Annotated in this window: 12 protein-coding genes, 1 tRNA gene and 4 pseudogenes; 9 read left to right on the forward strand and 8 right to left on the reverse strand. The window is 70.5% G+C overall.

What is annotated here, in order from left to right:
- The first annotated feature begins 354 nt into the window (after positions 1–354).
- The 4 genes from ElP_RS06300 to ElP_RS06315 are packed head-to-tail and all read left to right on the forward strand — an operon-like array spanning position 355 to position 3,335.
- The gene (locus ElP_RS06300) at positions 355–771 is read left to right on the forward strand and encodes a cupin domain-containing protein (protein WP_145267812.1); all 417 of its coding nucleotides are present in this window, start codon (positions 355–357) and stop codon (positions 769–771) included.
- Positions 772–793: 22 nt separating this feature from the next.
- On the forward strand, positions 794–1,702 hold the full coding sequence (locus ElP_RS06305; protein WP_145267813.1) for an NAD-dependent epimerase/dehydratase family protein: 909 nt from the start codon (positions 794–796) through the stop codon (positions 1,700–1,702).
- 7 nt (positions 1,703–1,709) lie between these two features.
- A complete protein-coding gene (gene sigJ, locus ElP_RS06310; protein WP_145267814.1) occupies positions 1,710–2,555 on the forward strand; it encodes an RNA polymerase sigma factor SigJ in 846 nt (281 codons plus the stop codon).
- A 24-nt stretch (positions 2,556–2,579) separates the two neighbouring features.
- Complete coding sequence (locus ElP_RS06315; protein WP_145267815.1) at positions 2,580–3,335, forward strand: SDR family oxidoreductase; 756 nt, start codon at positions 2,580–2,582, stop codon at positions 3,333–3,335.
- Between the two features lie 231 nt (positions 3,336–3,566).
- Here the strand turns inward: ElP_RS06315 and ElP_RS06320 are convergent, their stop codons facing one another.
- The gene (locus tag ElP_RS06320; protein ID WP_145267816.1) at positions 3,567–4,193 is read right to left on the reverse strand and encodes a CGNR zinc finger domain-containing protein; all 627 of its coding nucleotides are present in this window, start codon (positions 4,191–4,193) and stop codon (positions 3,567–3,569) included.
- A gap of 157 nt (positions 4,194–4,350) precedes the next feature.
- On the opposite strand from ElP_RS06320, the gene ElP_RS06325 reads away from it, so the two are divergent.
- From ElP_RS06325 to ElP_RS06345, 5 genes and pseudogenes are all read left to right on the forward strand, one after another.
- A protein-coding gene (locus tag ElP_RS06325) for a helix-turn-helix domain-containing protein (protein WP_390835498.1) occupies positions 4,351–5,594 on the forward strand; the annotation gives its coding sequence in 2 pieces (positions 4,351–4,672 and positions 4,672–5,594; 1,245 coding nt in all).
- 169 nt (positions 5,595–5,763) lie between these two features.
- Positions 5,764–6,018: pseudogene (locus ElP_RS06330) on the forward strand (alpha/beta fold hydrolase); the annotation flags it as partial.
- Positions 6,019–6,075: 57 nt separating this feature from the next.
- A complete protein-coding gene (locus ElP_RS06335; protein ID WP_145267817.1) occupies positions 6,076–7,347 on the forward strand; it encodes an IS701 family transposase in 1,272 nt (423 codons plus the stop codon).
- A 46-nt stretch (positions 7,348–7,393) separates the two neighbouring features.
- Positions 7,394–8,068 (forward strand): annotated as a pseudogene (locus ElP_RS06340) (alpha/beta fold hydrolase); the annotation flags it as partial.
- Between the two features lie 67 nt (positions 8,069–8,135).
- Positions 8,136–9,109, forward strand: a pseudogene (locus tag ElP_RS06345) (zinc-binding dehydrogenase).
- Between the two features lie 414 nt (positions 9,110–9,523).
- Here the strand turns inward: ElP_RS06345 and ElP_RS06350 are convergent.
- The 7 genes and pseudogenes from ElP_RS06350 to ElP_RS06380 form a co-directional block, all read right to left on the reverse strand.
- A pseudogene (locus ElP_RS06350) lies at positions 9,524–10,615 on the reverse strand (IS701 family transposase); the annotation flags it as partial.
- 38 nt (positions 10,616–10,653) lie between these two features.
- Positions 10,654–11,801, reverse strand: a protein-coding gene (locus ElP_RS06355; protein ID WP_390835500.1) for an IS3 family transposase whose coding sequence is annotated in 2 segments (ribosomal slippage) — positions 10,654–11,528 and positions 11,528–11,801 — 1,149 coding nt in all. Because the reading frame shifts where the segments join, the coding sequence is not laid out codon by codon here.
- Positions 11,802–11,832: 31 nt separating this feature from the next.
- Entirely contained in the window at positions 11,833–12,585 is a 753-nt protein-coding gene (locus ElP_RS06360; RefSeq protein ID WP_145267821.1) for an IS66 family transposase, read from the reverse strand.
- A gap of 82 nt (positions 12,586–12,667) precedes the next feature.
- Positions 12,668–13,030: an IS66 family insertion sequence element accessory protein TnpB gene (gene tnpB / locus ElP_RS06365; protein WP_145267822.1), complete on the reverse strand. Its 363-nt coding sequence runs from the start codon at positions 13,028–13,030 to the stop codon at positions 12,668–12,670.
- The gene (gene tnpA, locus ElP_RS41065) at positions 13,024–13,425 is read right to left on the reverse strand and encodes an IS66 family insertion sequence element accessory protein TnpA (RefSeq protein ID WP_145267823.1); all 402 of its coding nucleotides are present in this window, start codon (positions 13,423–13,425) and stop codon (positions 13,024–13,026) included. The genes tnpB and tnpA overlap by 7 nt, the downstream gene beginning before the upstream one ends.
- 338 nt (positions 13,426–13,763) lie before the next feature.
- Positions 13,764–14,963: a tyrosine-type recombinase/integrase gene (locus tag ElP_RS06375; protein ID WP_145267824.1), complete on the reverse strand. Its 1,200-nt coding sequence runs from the start codon at positions 14,961–14,963 to the stop codon at positions 13,764–13,766.
- A 120-nt stretch (positions 14,964–15,083) separates the two neighbouring features.
- Positions 15,084–15,157: transfer RNA gene (locus ElP_RS06380), tRNA-Arg, on the reverse strand.
- Positions 15,158–15,461 lie beyond the last annotated feature (304 nt).

The following is a 15,461-nucleotide window of genomic DNA, read 5'->3' on the forward strand; positions in this document are numbered from 1 at the left end:
ACCTGCACCCATACCGCGTGCGGAACCCGGCCGAGCGGTTCAGGTCCGAGGCCGAACGGTTTCGGCGCGCGGCGACGCGGTCCGAGAAGGAGGCGGCCAATGTCCTCGCATTTTTAAGAGCGGCAGCAATGATGGTGATGAAGCAATAGCCCGGGCATCGCAGATCCCCTAGCTCGTGTCCATAAGACCTAGATGACTGTCATGCAGGTGGAGGACACCGGGCGGGAGGTGGGACAGGGGAGAGAAAACGTCGCAGTCCGTCACAAATCCACCCCTCCCGTTCGTCCTTGGTACCGAGAGCCGGGACACCGTCCGGTCCCGGCCGTCCCGATGCCTGGAACGGGAGGGAGCATCATGGCCCGAGCAGCACTGGTCCTGATCGTCGGCATCCTGGGTGTGGTCGGGATCGCCGCCGCACGGCACGACGAGGACGGCGAGTCGGTCAGGCCGGTGGCGGCCTACGACATCGCCGAGATGCTGGACGGCAAGGAGACGACGGCATCGGTCGTGGAAGTGACGATCGAGCCCGGCCAGGCAGGCCTCTCCCACCGCCACCCCGGGCCGGGCCTCGGCTACGTCCTCGAGGGTGAGTACGAGTGGGCGATCGACGACCAGCCGGCGATGATCCTCGAGGCGGGCGAGACGTTCTACGAGCCGGCAGGTTGCCTGCACCGGGTGTCGAGGAACCCGGGGACGGTGAGGACCCGGCTGCTGGCGTGGGTCCTGCACCCGAGGGGCGTCAAGGACATCGCCGTACCGGTGAAGGATTGAACCCACCCCGGGATACGCAGCCATGAACGTGTTCGTTGCCGGGGCGAGCGGGGCCATCGGCCGCCCGCTCGTCGCCGAACTCGTCCGCCGGGGGCACGCGGTCACCGGCATGACCCGGTCGGACGCGGGGGCAACGGCCCTGGCCGAGCTGGGGGCTGCGGTCGCCCGGGTGAGCGCGTTCGACGCCGAGGGGCTCGAGCGGGCCCTGCGGGCGTCGGGGGCCGAGGTCGTGATCGACGAGCTGACGGCGCTGCCGCGGAGCCCGGCCGACATGGCCGCGGCCGCGGAGGGCGACCGGCGGCTGCGGTTGGAGGGCGGCGGGAACCTGCTGGCCGCCGCCCGGCGATGCGGAGCCCGGCGGTACATCCAGCAGGCCAGCGGCTTCTTCCTCCGGCCCGGCACCGGGCTGGGGGACGAGTCCGAATCCCTGGCGGTAGACGCCAGCCCACGCATCGCGGCGAGCGCCCGCACCTACGCCGAGCTCGAGGCCCGGCTGCTGTCGGCCGGGGACATCGAGGGCGTCGCCCTGCGCTACGGGTTCTACTACGGGCCGGGCACCTGGTACCACCACGACGGGGCGTCGGCCGGGCTGGCGCGGCGGGGCGCGATCCCGGTCATCGGCGACGGCGAGGGCGTGTGGTCGTGGGTCCACATCGACGACGCGGCCGCCGCCACCGCCGACGCGCTCACCGCACCGACCGGGGTGTACCACGTCGTGGACGACGACCCCTCCCCGGTGTCGTCCTGGCTACCGGCGTTCGCCCGGGCGGTCATGGCGCCGGAGCCGCCCCGGGTCACGGTCGAGCAGGCCCTGGCGGCCGGGGGCGAAGACGCGGTGTACTACGGGACGAGGCTACGGGGGGCGTCCAACGCCAGGGCGAAGCGAGTCTTCGGATTCCGCCCTCGCCGGCTGGAGTGGCTGACGGCCTGAGGGCACCATGACCGACGACGTGAGCGGACTGCGGCCGCGGATGATGTCCGTCGCATACCGGATGCTCGGGAGCGTGGCCGATGCCGAGGACGCCGTGCAGGACGCTTTCCTGCGCTACCAGACGGCCGGCGGCGTCTCCTCGCCGGAGGGCTTCCTGGTCCGCACCACGACCCGCATCTGCCTCGACCGGCTGCGGGAGCGGAAGCGCCGGGGGTACATCGGCCCGTGGGTGCCCGAGCCGGTGGAGACGCGCGACACCAGGGGGGATTCCGTCCTGTCCGAGTCGCTGACCCAGGCGTTCCTGTTGCTGCTGGAGCGGCTGACGCCGGGCGAGCGGGCGGCGTTCCTGCTCCGCACCGTCTTCGACTACGAGTACGCCGAGCTCGGCGAGGTCCTGGGCAAGAGCGAGGCGGCCGTCCGGCAGCTGGTCAGCCGGGCGCGGCGGCGGCTGGGACTCCACGGCGATCGACTGTTCCCGGCGGCGCCGGACCGGGCGGACGGTCTGGCCGAGCGGTTCCTCGCCGCATGCCGGGCGGGGGACGTGAAGGCGGTCGAGGCCATGCTCGCCGAGGACGTCGAGGTGCATTCCGACGGCGGCGGCAAGGCGACGGCGGCCCGGGTGGTGATCCGCGGCCGGGCCAAGGTCGCCCGGTTCCTAGCCGGGGTGTTCCGCAAGCCGTGGCTGCAGGACGTCGGCGTGGCGACGGTCAACGGCGAGCCAGGGCTGGTCTTCCGGTCCGGCGACGCGGTCATCTCGGTGCTGTCGCTGCGGGCCGATGGGGACGTGCGGGCGGTCTATATCACGGTCAACCCGGACAAGCTCGGCCGCTGGGCGGCGGCCGAGATCGAGTGAAGCGGATCGCAAGCGAGGTCAGCCATGAAGATCGTCGTGATCGGCGGCAGCGGGCGCATCGGGCAGAAGCTGGTCGACAACCTGAACCGGCTCGGCCACGAGGCCGTGCCGGCGTCCCCGTCGTCGGGAGTGGACTCGCTCACCGGGGCCGGCCTGGCGGAGGCGTTCGCGGGGGCGGACGTGGTGGTGGACGTGTCGAACTCGCCGTCCTTCGCGGACGCGGAGGTGATGGCGTTCTTCGACACCTCGACCCGGAACCTGCTCGCCGCCGAGGAGGCCGCCGGCGTCGGGCACCACGTCGCCCTGTCGGTGGTCGGGGCCGACAGGATGCCGGACAGCGGCTACATGCGGGCCAAGGTCCACCAAGAGGGGCTGATCGAGTCCGGCGGGGTGCCGTACACGATCGTCCGGGCCACCCAGTTCTTCGAGTTCCTCGGCTGGATCTCCCAATCGGGGGCGGACGGCGATGTGGTGCGTCTGCCCACGGCCCCGATGCAGCCGCTGGCGGCCGACGACGTGGCGGCCGCGCTGGCGGATCTCGCCGTGGCGGCCCCGAGGAACGGGATGGTCGAGCTCGCCGGGCCGGAGTCGCTGCCGATCGCGGAGTTCGTGGGGCGGTTCCTGGCAGCGAGCGGGGACACCAGGACGGTGGTGGCCGACCCGGCGGCACGGTACTCCGGCGCGCTCCTCGACGGCCGCGGCCTCAACCCCGGGGACGGCGCCCTCATCGGCCCGACCCGGTTCGAGGAGTGGTTCAGCCGGTCCGCAACTGGGGCCTGAGGTCGGGCGGTAGCATAAGAAGCCCTGACAAAACCTGATCGGATCGCCGTAACAATTCTGTAATTTCGTGGTTTCCGGCTATGCGGCGGGGGTTTTGTCAGGGCTTCTAAGGCAGCTGCAAGCCATTGCAACACCATTCCTTGATGGGACTGAGTGGCCTTTGACGACGCTTCAGGGCGAGGACCTCTCCGCGGGTACAGGGGGCGAGCAGCACGGTCTCGCTCGCCCCGATCACTGACCTGACTTCCGGCGATCGCGGTGGGCCGCCTGCTTCGCGCGATTGCCGCAGATCGCCATGCTGCACCATCGCCGCGCCCGGCCGCGGGTGCGATCCACGAACAGGAGCGTGCAGGTCGAGCCCTCGCACGCCTTCGCGGATTCGAGGTTCCCGCTGCACACGAACTTGGCGATCTCCTCGCCGATCGGCAGCAGCAGGGACCCCGGTGTGCGCCAGCGCCGGTGCGTCTGAAGCTCCAGGCCGGACACCCCCTCCGTGCGGCCGATCACGAGCCGGGAATACTGCTCATCCCGGCCGAGGAGGCGGGTGAGCGGCTCGAGATCGCCCAAGTCGTTCGCCGTGAGCTTCCTCCCGCTCCGCTCCCAGATGAAACCACGGAACCACTCCCGCAGGACCCGGGCCTGGGCGGCGACGGCGTCGAAATCGCCCGGGACCGCCCGGGCCTTCAACGCCTCCCGGACCTCCGCCGGCACCAGCCGGGCCTGCTCCAGCCAGGAGAGCAGCCCGTCGTTGTGGTCGATCCAGTCGACCGGCGTGTCCGCCGGGGTGGCCAGGGTGTTGAGGAAGCCGAGTCCCAGAGAGCCGGAGATGAAGAACGCCGGCGGCCTTCGATTGCTCATCCGAGACGTCCTGGATGTCCGCATCTGGTAACCGAACGAATGCCGCCTGACAGGTTACAGGGCCGTCCGTAACCTACAAGCCAGTCATGGTGTCCTCGGCCTGAGGTTTCTCCTGGACACTCTCATGGGCATGATGGCCCAGGAAGGAGTGCCCGAGATGACCAAGCGCAGCACCCAGACCGACTCCCAAGATCGGGGCCGGTTCTCCGCCAGGCGGAAGGCCGAGGCCGTCGTCCGCCTGCTCCGGGGCGAGGACCTCGACTCCCTCTCCCGGGAGCTGGGCGTCACCGCCGCCACCCTCTCCTCCTGGCGGGATGGCTTCCTCGACGGCGGCACGGCGGCCCTCGAGGGCCGGCCGGCCGACGGCCGGGACGAGCTGGTCGCCCGGCTCCAGGCCGAGGTCGGCCAGCTGACGATGGATCGCCAGCCGCTCGGCATGAGGTGCCGGCACCTGGAGGGCGGCCGCCCTTTCGCGTCGGGGAGGCGGAGCACCTGAGCCGGTCCGCCTCCCCCTCGACCGGCAAGCGGTACGGCATGCAGCGGGCCTGCCGCATCTTCGGCCTGGCCCGCGCGACGGCCGACGACCTCAAGGCCCGGGAGGCCGTCCCGCCGGAGCAGCGGCCGGCCCCCGGGAAGCGGGGGCCGGCCGGGGCGGCCACCGACGAGGGGCTGGTGGTCCACATCCGCCGGGTGCCGGCCGAGAGCCCGTTCACCGGCGAGGGCTACCGCAAGGCCTGGGCCCGCCTGCGGCCTCAGGGCATCCGCGCGGCGTCCGGGCGGGTGCGGCGGCTGATGCGGGGGCACCACCTCCGGGCCCCCCGCCGGGGCGGCCACGCCCGCGGCCCGAAGGCCCACGACGGCACGATCACGGCCGAGGAGCCGGACGCGCTGTGGGGCACCGACAGGACCACGACCGTCACCACCGGCGAGGGCGCGGTGCACGTCTTCGTGGCGGTGGACCACCGCACGTGCGAGTGCGTCGGCCAGCACGCCGCCAAGCGGGGCGACCGGCTCGAGGCGTTGGGGCCGCTGCGGCAGGGGGTGCGGGGGCACTTCGGCGGCTTCGGGGCCGGGGTCGCCCGTGGGCTGGCCACCCGCCACGACCACGGGAGCAACTACCTCGGCGACGACCTCCGGCGGGAGCCGGCCTTGCTGGGGATGGCCAGCGCGCCGGGCTTCGTGCGGGAGCCGGGGGGGGACGGCCGCGCCGAGCGGTTCATCCGCACGCCCAAGGGGCAGCTGCTCTGGGTCCGGACGTTCGCCCCGGTGGCCGAGTTGGTCGAGGCGTTGGGCGAGTTCGAGCGGACGTACGACGAGCGATGGCAGATCGGTCGCCACGGCCACAGGCCGCCGAGTCAGGTCCGAAGAGAGTTCAGCGGTAGCGTTCCAGCAGCGGCGTGAGTACGATCAGGTTCCCGTCCAGAGAACCCAGGGCGATACAGGTGCGGTTACGAGGACGGCTCGTTCGTTCGAGGGTAATCGGCTACTCTCGGAGTCCGCGAGTTTCCCAGGTCTCCATTCGAACAGTCCCGCGGCGAATGACAAGGTTACTTCCGACAGAGAGCCCGAGATTTCCGCCGTCAGGTACCGCACGATCGCCGTCGACGGGCTCGAGGTCTTCTACCGCGAGGCCGGGGATCCCGGGGCCCCCTCGTTGCTCCTGCTCCACGGCTTCCCCAGCTCGAGCCACATGTTCCGCGAGCGCATGCCGCTGCTCGTCGACCGCATCCACGTCGTCGCACCCGACCTCCCGGGGTTCGGACGCACGGCGATGCCGGCCCGGGACGTGTTCGAGTACACGTTCGACAATTTCGCCCGGGTCGTAGTACTACTCCGTTAGCCACTACGAACCAGCCCCGGGGTCTTGTTCGTACCAGGTGGTATGAGCAAGACCTACACCCCCGAACTCGACCCCGAGGCCCTCTCACGCCTCGACGCCTACGCCGCCCGCTTCCGCGACGCCTTCGCCCTCGATCGGCCCGCCCGCTGGTGCCCGGTCTATCTCCGCGGCCTGATCACCGACGGCGAGCGCAAGAGCATCGAGCCGCTCTCCCGACGCGTCCCCCTGCCGCCCGAGCTGGCCGTCAAGGACCCCGAGCAGGCGCTGCAGCAGTTCGTCAGCCAGAGCCCCTGGGACGAGCAGGCGGCCTGGAAGCGCTACAGGGCCGTCATGGCCGAGTGCTTCGCCGACCCGGCCGGCATCTTCGTCATCGACGACACGACCTTCCCCAAGCAGGGCAAGCACTCCGTCGGGGTGCAGCGTCAGCACTGCGGCGCGCTGGGCAAGAAGGCCAACTGCCAGTGCGCCGTCTCGGTGCACTACGTCAGCCCGAAGGGGCACTGCCCGCTCGACCTGCGGCTGTACCTGCCGGAGAGCTGGCTGGGGGACGAGGCGCGCCTCGACCGGGCGGGCGTGCCCGAGCCGGAGCGGCGGATGCTGACCAAGGGGCAGATCGCCTTGGAGCTGCTGGACCGGGTCCGTGGCGAGGGGCTGCCGGGGCAGCTGGTGCTGGCCGACGCCGGCTACGGCGTCTCCGGGCCGTCCCGCGCCGGCCTGGCCGAGCGTGGCCTGCACTATATCGTCGGCGTCACCGACGAGTTGGTGGTCTTCACCGAGGAGCCCCGGTGGATCGAGCCGACGGCCGCGACGGGCGGCCGCCCGCAGAAGCGGCCCCGCCTGGCCGAGGGATCCCCCCGGCCGGTCAGCCTGAGGGAGCTGGCCTCGCGGACGCCGCGGCGGAAGGTCACCTGGCGCGAAGGGACGAAGGGCCCGATGTCGGGCCGCTTCGCCTGGCTGCGGGTCTGGCCGGGGCACGGCTGGGCCACCGGCGACTGTGCCGGCGAGGAGCCGCTCTGGCTGCTGATCGAGGAGCAGGCCGACGGCAAGCTCAAGTACGCCTTCAGCGACCTGCCGGCGGGCACCAGCCGCCTGCGGGCAGTGCGGCTGTGGCGGAGCCGCTGGCCGGTGGAGCAGGGCTACCAGCAGATGAAGGAGGAACTCGGGCTGGACCACTTCGAGGGCCGCTCCTGGCGCGGGTTCCACCACCACGCCTGCCTGGTGATGCTGGCCTACGGCTTCCTGGCACTCGAGCAGCGGCGAGCCCGCCGGGGTCGACCCCGGCCGGGCAAAAGGGGGGGCGCCGAGGTCCGGTGATCACGCTGCCGTCGATCCGCCGGGCCCTGCAACGCCTGCTGGCCCCGATCTGCCGGCACGACTGCCCCTACTGCCGGGGACTCGTCGACCCACCTCCCGAGCAACTAACGGAGTAGTAGTAGGTAGTTTCGCCGACGTCTTGGGCCTCGACCGATTCGCCCTCTACGTCTTCGACTACGGCGTCCCGACGGGCTTCCGCGTCGCGATGCGGCACCCGGGAAAGATCGCCGCGATCTTCTCCCAGAACGGCAACGCCTACGAGGAGGGCTTGGGCGACGGCTGGGACCCCATCCGCGCGTACTGGCGGGAGCCTACGCCGGCCAATCGGGAGGCACTCCGGGCGTTCCTCACCCCGGAGGCGACGCACTGGCAGTATACCCACGGCGTGCCCGACGTGACCGCCGTCTCGCCGGACGGCTACTCGCTCGACGACTTCTACCGGGCGCGACCGGGGGCCGACGAGATTCAGCTCGACCTCTTCCGCGACTACGCGAGCAACGTGGCCCTGTATCGCGCCTTCCAGGCCTACTTCCGCGAGCACCGGCCGCCGTACCTGGCGGTCTGGGGCAGGAACGCCCCGTTCTTCCTGCCGGCGGGCGCCGAGGCGTATCGGCGCGACCTCCCGGAGGCGGACGTCCGCTTCTTCGACACCGGGCACTTCGCGCTCGAGACGCACGCCGGGCCGATTGCCGAGGCGATCCGGGAGTTCCTGGGCGGCTGAGCCGGAGGTTTGGGTCGTGAGTCGCGGCCCGGCGGCGGGTCTCATCAACCGCGATCGGAGGCCCGGGATGCGTGCCATCGTCCTCGAGAAGTTCGGCGAGCTCGACAGCCTCGTCTATAAGGATATCCCCGAGCCGGAGCCGATGGCCGGCCACGTGGTCATCCGGATCAAGGGGTTCGGCATCAACCACGCCGAGATGCACATGCGGCGGGGCGAGTGGGCCGAGGCCGCCCCGGTCAGCGGGATCGAGTGCGTCGGCCTGGTGGAGTCGTGCCCGGGCGGCGAGTTCCCAGTCGGTGCAGGGTGGCCGCGCTCATGGGCGGCCTCGGCCGGACGATCAACGGCAGCTATGCCGAGTTCACCCGAGCCCCCGCGTCGAACGTCGCCCTGGTCGAATCCGATCTGTCCTGGGCCGATCTCGCCGCGCTGCCCGAGACCTTCGCGACCGCGTGGACCTGCCTGTTCTGCAACTTGGAGATCCGGCGGGGCCAGTCCCTGGTGATTCGGAGCGCGACCTCCTCCTTCGGCCAGGCGGCCGTGAAGCTGGCCGTCAACGCCGGGGCGAAGGTCATCGCCACCACCCGCGGCCGAGAGCGGTTCCCCATGCTCGAGGGGCTCGGGGTCGCTCGGGTCGACCTGGAAGGGCCGGACCTCTCCGGGCGGATCGCCGAGGCGAAGCAGCTCGACACGGTGCTGGACCTGGTCGGCAACAGCACCATCCTCGATTCACTCCGGATGCTCCGCCGCGGCGGGCGCGCCTGCCTCGCCGGCTGGCTGGGCGGACTCGCGCCGATCGCGGACTTCAACCCGCTCCTCCAGATGGCGAGCGGCGTCTACCTGACCTTCTTCGGCAGCTTCGTCTTCGGCACGCCGGGCTTCCCGCTCTCCGACGTCCGGCTGCAGGAGATCGCTGAGGACGTGGCGGCGGGCCGGCTGGAGGCGAAGCCGTCGCGCGTCTTCCGGTTCGAGGAGATCCGTGAGTCGCATCGCGCCATGGAGGCGAACGAGGCCGGTGGCAAGATGGTGGTCGTCCTCGACTGATCGGCCCCGTGGCGGTGATGTCCTCGGATTCGCGGGGCCTCCTGGTGGCCATGTCCGGGTGGACGCTTGTCATTCCCCAAATCTCAGGTCCCGACCCAGACGGACCCCTTCGGCGAGCGTGCGGAGCCGCAGCATCCCGATCCAGAGCGTCTGCCAGCCCGGCATCCCATCCCGCTTGCGGTTCATGTGGCCGCCGAGCCGCCCCGCCGCCAGCACCACCTCGCGGACCGTCCCGATCGGTCGGCCCAGCTCGCGGCGCAGGACCTCCAGCTCCAGCTGATCCAGTCCCGACCGCTCGGCCGGCGCCTCGGGGTCCGACCGCAGCCGCTCCTTCAGCGCGATCAGCCGCCATGCCACCACGCCCATGATCGCCACCGCGGCGAAGAGCCGCCCGGCCGTCTCCAGCTGGAGCCGCTCGGCCCCCAGCCCGGTCTTCAACGCCTTGTGATACTCCTCCACCGGCCAGCGGCTCCGCCAGAGGCGCACCGCCCGGATCCGGCTGGCATCGGCCGGGAGGTTGCTGAAGGCGTACTTGAGCTTGCCGTCGGCCTGCTCCTCGATCAGCAGCCGGATCGGGGCGGCCCCGGCGCACTGCCCGGTGGACCAGCCCTGGCCCGGCCAGACCCGCAGCCAGGCGAACCGGCCCCACATCGGCCCCTCGCTCCCCTCGCGCCACGTCACCTTCCGCCGCGGCGCCCGCGCCGCCAGGTCCTTGAGGCTGACCGGCCGGGGCGAATCCTCGGCCAGCCGGTGCCGCTTCCGGGGCCAGCCCCCGGTGGAGGCCATCGGGGCGACCCACCGCGGCTCCTCGGCGAAGACGACCATCTCGTCGGTGACGCCGACGACGTAGTGCAGGCCGCGCCCGGCCAGGCCGTCGCGGAACGGCCCCGAGACTCCGTAACCAACGTCGGCCACCACCACCCCGCCCGGCAGCCCCTCGCCGCGGGCCCGGTCGAGCAACTCCAGGGCGATCTGGCCCTTGGTCAGCGCCCGCCGCTGGTCCTCGGGCACATGGGCCCTGTCCAGCCGCTTCTGGTCGCCCAGCCAGCCCTCCGGCAGGTAGAGCCGCATGTCCAGCGGGTAGTGGGCCCTCGGGGCGACGTAGTGGACCGACACGGCGCACTGGCAGTTGGCTCTCTTGCCCAACGCGCCGCAGTACTGCCGCTGGACGCCGACGGAGTGCGTCCCCTGCTTGGGGAAGGTCGTATCGTCGATCACGAAGACCGCCGCCGGGTCGGCGAGCTTCGCCGCCATCGTGGCCCGGTAGCGCCTGAGGACCGCCCGCTCGTCCCAGGTGCTCTGGCCGAGGAACTGCTGCAGCGCCTGGTCGGGGTCGGCGACGTCGAGTCCCTCCGGCAGCGGGACGCGGGCGGCCATCGGCTCGACCCTCTTGCGGTCGCCGTCCTGGATCAGGCCCCGGAGATAGACGCCGCACCAGGCGGCCTGGCGGGGGCGGTTGAAGTCGTCGCGGAAGCCGGCGGCGTAAGCGGCAAGCCGATCAAGGACTGGACTTCCCCACGGATGGCGGGCGCCGGGTTAGGGGTTTATCCGGCCCGCTCGTAGTCGACAGGTGACTTGTATCCCAGCGCCGAGTGGCGTCGGGTTCGGTTGTAGAAGACCTCGATGTACTCGAACAGCTCGGCCCTCGCCTGGTCCCTGGTGGCGAACACCTCGCCCCGCGTCAGCTCCTTCTTCAGCGAGGCGAAGAAGCTCTCCATCGGCGCGTTGTCCCAGCAGTTGGCCCTGCGGCTCATGCTGCAGATGGCCCCTCGCTCGGCTAGGGCTCGTCGGTAGTGCTCGCTGACGTACTGGCTGCCTCGGCCCGAGTGGGCCACCAGCCCGGCCGGCGGCCGCCGGCCGGCCAGGGCCATACTCAGGGCGTCGACCGCCAGCCGGCTGTCGATCCGCTCGGACATCGACCAGCCGACGACCCGCCGCGTGTGCAGGTCCTCCACAGCCGCCAGGTACAGCCAGCCCTCGCGGGTCGGCACGTAGGTGATGTCGGCCGCCCAGGCCCGGTCCGCCGCACCCGGAGTGAACCGGCGGTCCGGCACGTTCTCGGCCACGGGGCGGCCGTGGTTCGAGTCGGTCGTGCACCGGAACCTCCGCCTCGTCTTGGCGGCGATCCCGTGCTGGCGCATCAGCCTCGCCACGGTGTTCACGCAGCACGGCATCCCCCGGGCGGCCAGCTCAGCATGGTTGCGGGGGCTGCCGTAGCGCGACTTGACCTCGCCGTGGATGGCCTTGATGGAGGCGACCAAGGCCTCGCGTTGCTGCGTCCTGCCGCTCGCCGGCCTCCCCCGCCAGTCGTAATAGCCGCCGGGGGAGACGCGTAGGACCCGGCACATGAGCCGGACCGGCCATCGCCCCCGATGGTCCTCGACGAAGCCGTATCTCATGACGACTCCCTGGCGAAGAAGGCCGTCGCTTTTTTCAGGACGTCGCGCTCCATCGTCAGCCGCTTGACCTTGGCCCGGAGTCGGCGCAACTCCTCCTCGTGAGCGGGCGGGGTCCCCTTGCCGGGGAAGGCCCCGCCGCCGCGCTTGGCCAGGGCTTGCTTCCAGCTCCGCAGCAGGCCCTCGCCCAGGTCCAACTCGCGGGCGACCTCGGCGAGGCTCTTGCTCTGCTCCGTGACGAGTCGGACCGCCTCGGCCTTGAACTCGGGTGTGAACGTCCTGCGCGTCTTCGCCATCGTGGGGACTCCTGGGTTCGAGCCAACGCTCTTACCCGGGCGCCCGCCATTCGTGGGGAAGTCCATTCGAGGCCCGGCCCCGCTCGACCATCAGCTCGTAGAGGGGTGTCAGCAACTCGGCCGACCGGGCCATCCAGCCGCAGAGCGTCGCTCGAGACAGCACGACGCCGTGCCGGGCGAGGATGTCCTCCTGTCGGTACAGCGGCAGATGGTCGCCATACTTGCTGGTGATCACGTGCGCCAGCAGGCCCGGGCCGGCCAGCCCCTTGTCGATCGGCTGCGGCGGCTTGGCCGCGATCGCCACGTGCTCCTGACACGCCCGGCAGGCATAGCGGGACCGCGCGTGCACGATCACGTGGAGCGACGACGGCACGTACTCCAGCTGCTCGCTAAGCTCCTCGCCGATCTTGACCCGCAGCCGGCCGCAGTCCGGGCAGGACAACTCCTCGGCGGACAGCTCGTACTCGATCCGATGCCGGGGTAGGTCCTCGGGCAACTTCTGGCGTCCCCGCTGTTGCCAGGCCCGGCGTCGTGCCGAGCCTTCCGCCTCCGGCTGGGGCTCCGGAATGTCTGCTTCGCCCTCCTCCGGCTTATCGTCGGCGAAGAGACGGAGCTGGTCCGGGTCGAGCCGCTCGCTCCGGGGGCCGTACTGCCGGCGCAGCAACAGCTCGACCTGGTGCTCCAACTGCTCGATCCGACGCCGGGCCTCCCGGATGGTGTCGGCCTGCTGGCGGATCAGCTCGTGGCAGAGGGCCCGAACGTCGGGCAGATCGGTCGCGTCCATGCCCAATTCTGTCCGGTGGCCCGGTTCGGCGCAAGGACCCAGTCTGTTCGGGCGGGGCGGTTCATCGGGTCGCGGTCCGCGATCAGGCGGGGGCCTCGACAGGGAGTCGGATATAGCGGGGGCGGCGTCGGACCGACGCCAAATCGATGCCCTCCAGGATCATGGCCAGGTCGGCGGCCCTCACCTCGACCGACTCACCCTCGCAAGACGGGAAGCGGAAACTTCCCTTCTCCAATCGCTTGTACCAGATCACCAGCCCGTCCTGGTCCCAATACAGAACCTTCAGCCGGTCCCCCCTCCGGTTCCGGAAGACGAACAGGTGCCCGGACAAGGGATCGTGGCCGAGGACCTGCTCGACCAACCCCGAGAGGCCGTCGAACCCCTTGCGGAGGTCGGCCGGTTCTCGCGCCAGGAGGATGCGAACGGTGGGCGGCAGGCTCAGCATCCGCGGCTCTCCAACACCGACAGGACGGCCCCCAGGGTACGCGGGTCGAAGCCCGCGGGGACCCGGACGGTTGGGCCGGACGGCAGGACGATCTCGATCGCCGCCGAGGCTCGGGGCGCGACGGATTCCAGATCGACCACACGGACCGGGAGGAATGCTGGTGCCGCTCCGGTCGGATTGCTTTGCGGCTGGTCTGTCGGAGCCGATGCGGGCTGCCGATCGCGTCGGGCCAGCTCCTGCCCCCACCAGCGGAAGGTCCAGTTCTTCAGGCCCTCGCGGCGGCAGAAGTCCCGGACGCCGAGCCCGCTCTTCTGTTGCCGCCGGATGGTCCTTCGCCAAAACCGTTCCCTGGAGGGGTCCCGCCGCTTGCCACCATGGGGATGCCTCCTCGACACCGACGGATCGGTCCGAGGCGATCCTACTATGGCCTACAAGCTAAGGTTCGCAATGCGCTTACACCTCAGGGTCGCGGCCTCATTGAAGCTGTTCGGCGATCGCCTGCATCTGCCGGGCGACCGTGGTCTTCCGCGACCTCAGGGTCGCGGCCTCATTGAAGCGCGGGGCTCGGGCACAGGCACCGGCCGCAGACGAGCGTCTCCCGCGACCTCGGCGTCGCGGCCCCATTGAAGCGACTCCGACACCGGCAAGAGCATGCGCCAGATGATCCTCTTCCGAGACCATGCCGGGCCCTCGCACCGGCGGCGTAGGGCACGGGAAACGGCATCAGTCGAGCTCAGCCGACCCGACCCATCACGGCGAGCGCCTTCTCGTGATCCAGCTCGGCGTACACCTCGGTCACCACCGGTGAGCGGTGCCCGAGGATCACCCTGGCGGCGTCGACCCCGAACTCCTTTCTCAGCCGGGTGGCCGCCGTGTGACGAAGCTGATGGGCATGCCAGCGGTTGATGCCCGCGTTCTTGCAGCCCTGGGCGATGGCGTGGACGTAGGACATCGTCGTGTAGTGCTCGCCAATCGGCCGGCTTCTCCGCACCTTGCGGCTACGGGCCCGCTGGGAGGGGGTCATCGGCGTAGCCCTGGCGTCTCGGCGAGTGCGCCAGTGCTCCTCGAGTGCCTCCCTCGGGCTGAAGTGGTAGGCCAAGCGATCGGCACGCAGCCAGGGACGGAGGACCTCCTGGGCCCGGGGACCGAGGTAGACGACCCGCCCATGCCCATGGTACTCGGTCTTGTGTGAATGCGGGGTGTAGGTCCAGATCGGCCCCGAGGTGTCCAAATCGTCCACCCGCATCAGGACGACCTCCCCGGGGCGCATCCCGGTGAGCCGCTGCAGCTCGATCATCGCCCAGACCTGGCGGGAGACGTTGGGACGAACGGCCTCGACGAGCCCGTCCGCGACCGGCCGGACCGGGCATCGTTCGCGGGCCTCGGAGCGTCCGGCTCGGAGCCCGGAGACGGCCTTCAGCCCGTGGTGGACCTCCGGGGGCACGAGCTCATTCTCGACCCCCCACTTGAAGACCCGGACGATGCGGCGGATCCGCTTGTTGACCTCGTTGCGACAGAGGTCGGCATCGATAATTGCCTGACGGACCACCTTCAAGGCCCTCGGGCCGAACTCCCGCATGAGGGTCATCCCGTAGAGGTCGCGAAGGGGCCGGAGCGCGAGCCGGATATTGGTCGGCTCCGAGGTGGGTCGGCCGTTCTTGACGTAGTAACCGTCGGCGAATCGGAGATACGCGACGAGGAGTTCGACGATTGCCAGGTCGCTCGCCGGCGGCTGCGGGCCCCTCCGCCCTTCGTCGCCCCGGGGCAGGCCGGCGAGCCAGGCAGCGACGAGGCGTCGATATTTCTCGCGGCTCTCTTCAGAACAATACGGACCGAGGTAGTGATCCTTGCCCTCGATCCGGACGACGGCAAGGTTCTTCGGCTTGTAATGACGATACTTCGGGAGGCGGGGGGCGGGTGAAGGGTCAGCCATGATACGGTTCCTTCGGGCCCTGAAAGTAGTATCGGTACTACTTCTTCAAGCCTTCCAGGCCGCATCGCCGACCGCCAGCGAGTAAGCAGAACTGCTTTCGGCAAAGAGAGTTGGGGAGAGTACACCCGACAGGATTCGAACCTGTAACCTTCGGTTCCGTAGACCGATGCTCTATCCAGTTGAGCTACGGGTGCGTGGGGGGCCGATCTGTGCCCAAATCCACTAGGAACATCTTATCAAGCGATCACCGACGAGGGAAGATCCCGCAAGGAAAACCGGGAGGCGTGTGGGAGACCCGAGCCGGCGGCGGATCGAGATCGGGGCTGGGATGGATCGGGACCGGGGGCGAGCCCGGACTCCGCGGCGGCGAATTACGTACAATTCGGGCGGGTTGGCCACGGTCCAGGTCGGGGTCCTGGTCCTGGGAGGGGAGCGATCGCTACTCCATTAGGGAGAAATTTCCCCGATTGACTCCACACCATCCCGGGCGATGCGTAG

Source organism: Tautonia plasticadhaerens (assembly GCF_007752535.1).
GTDB lineage: Bacteria > Planctomycetota > Planctomycetia > Isosphaerales > Isosphaeraceae > Tautonia > Tautonia plasticadhaerens.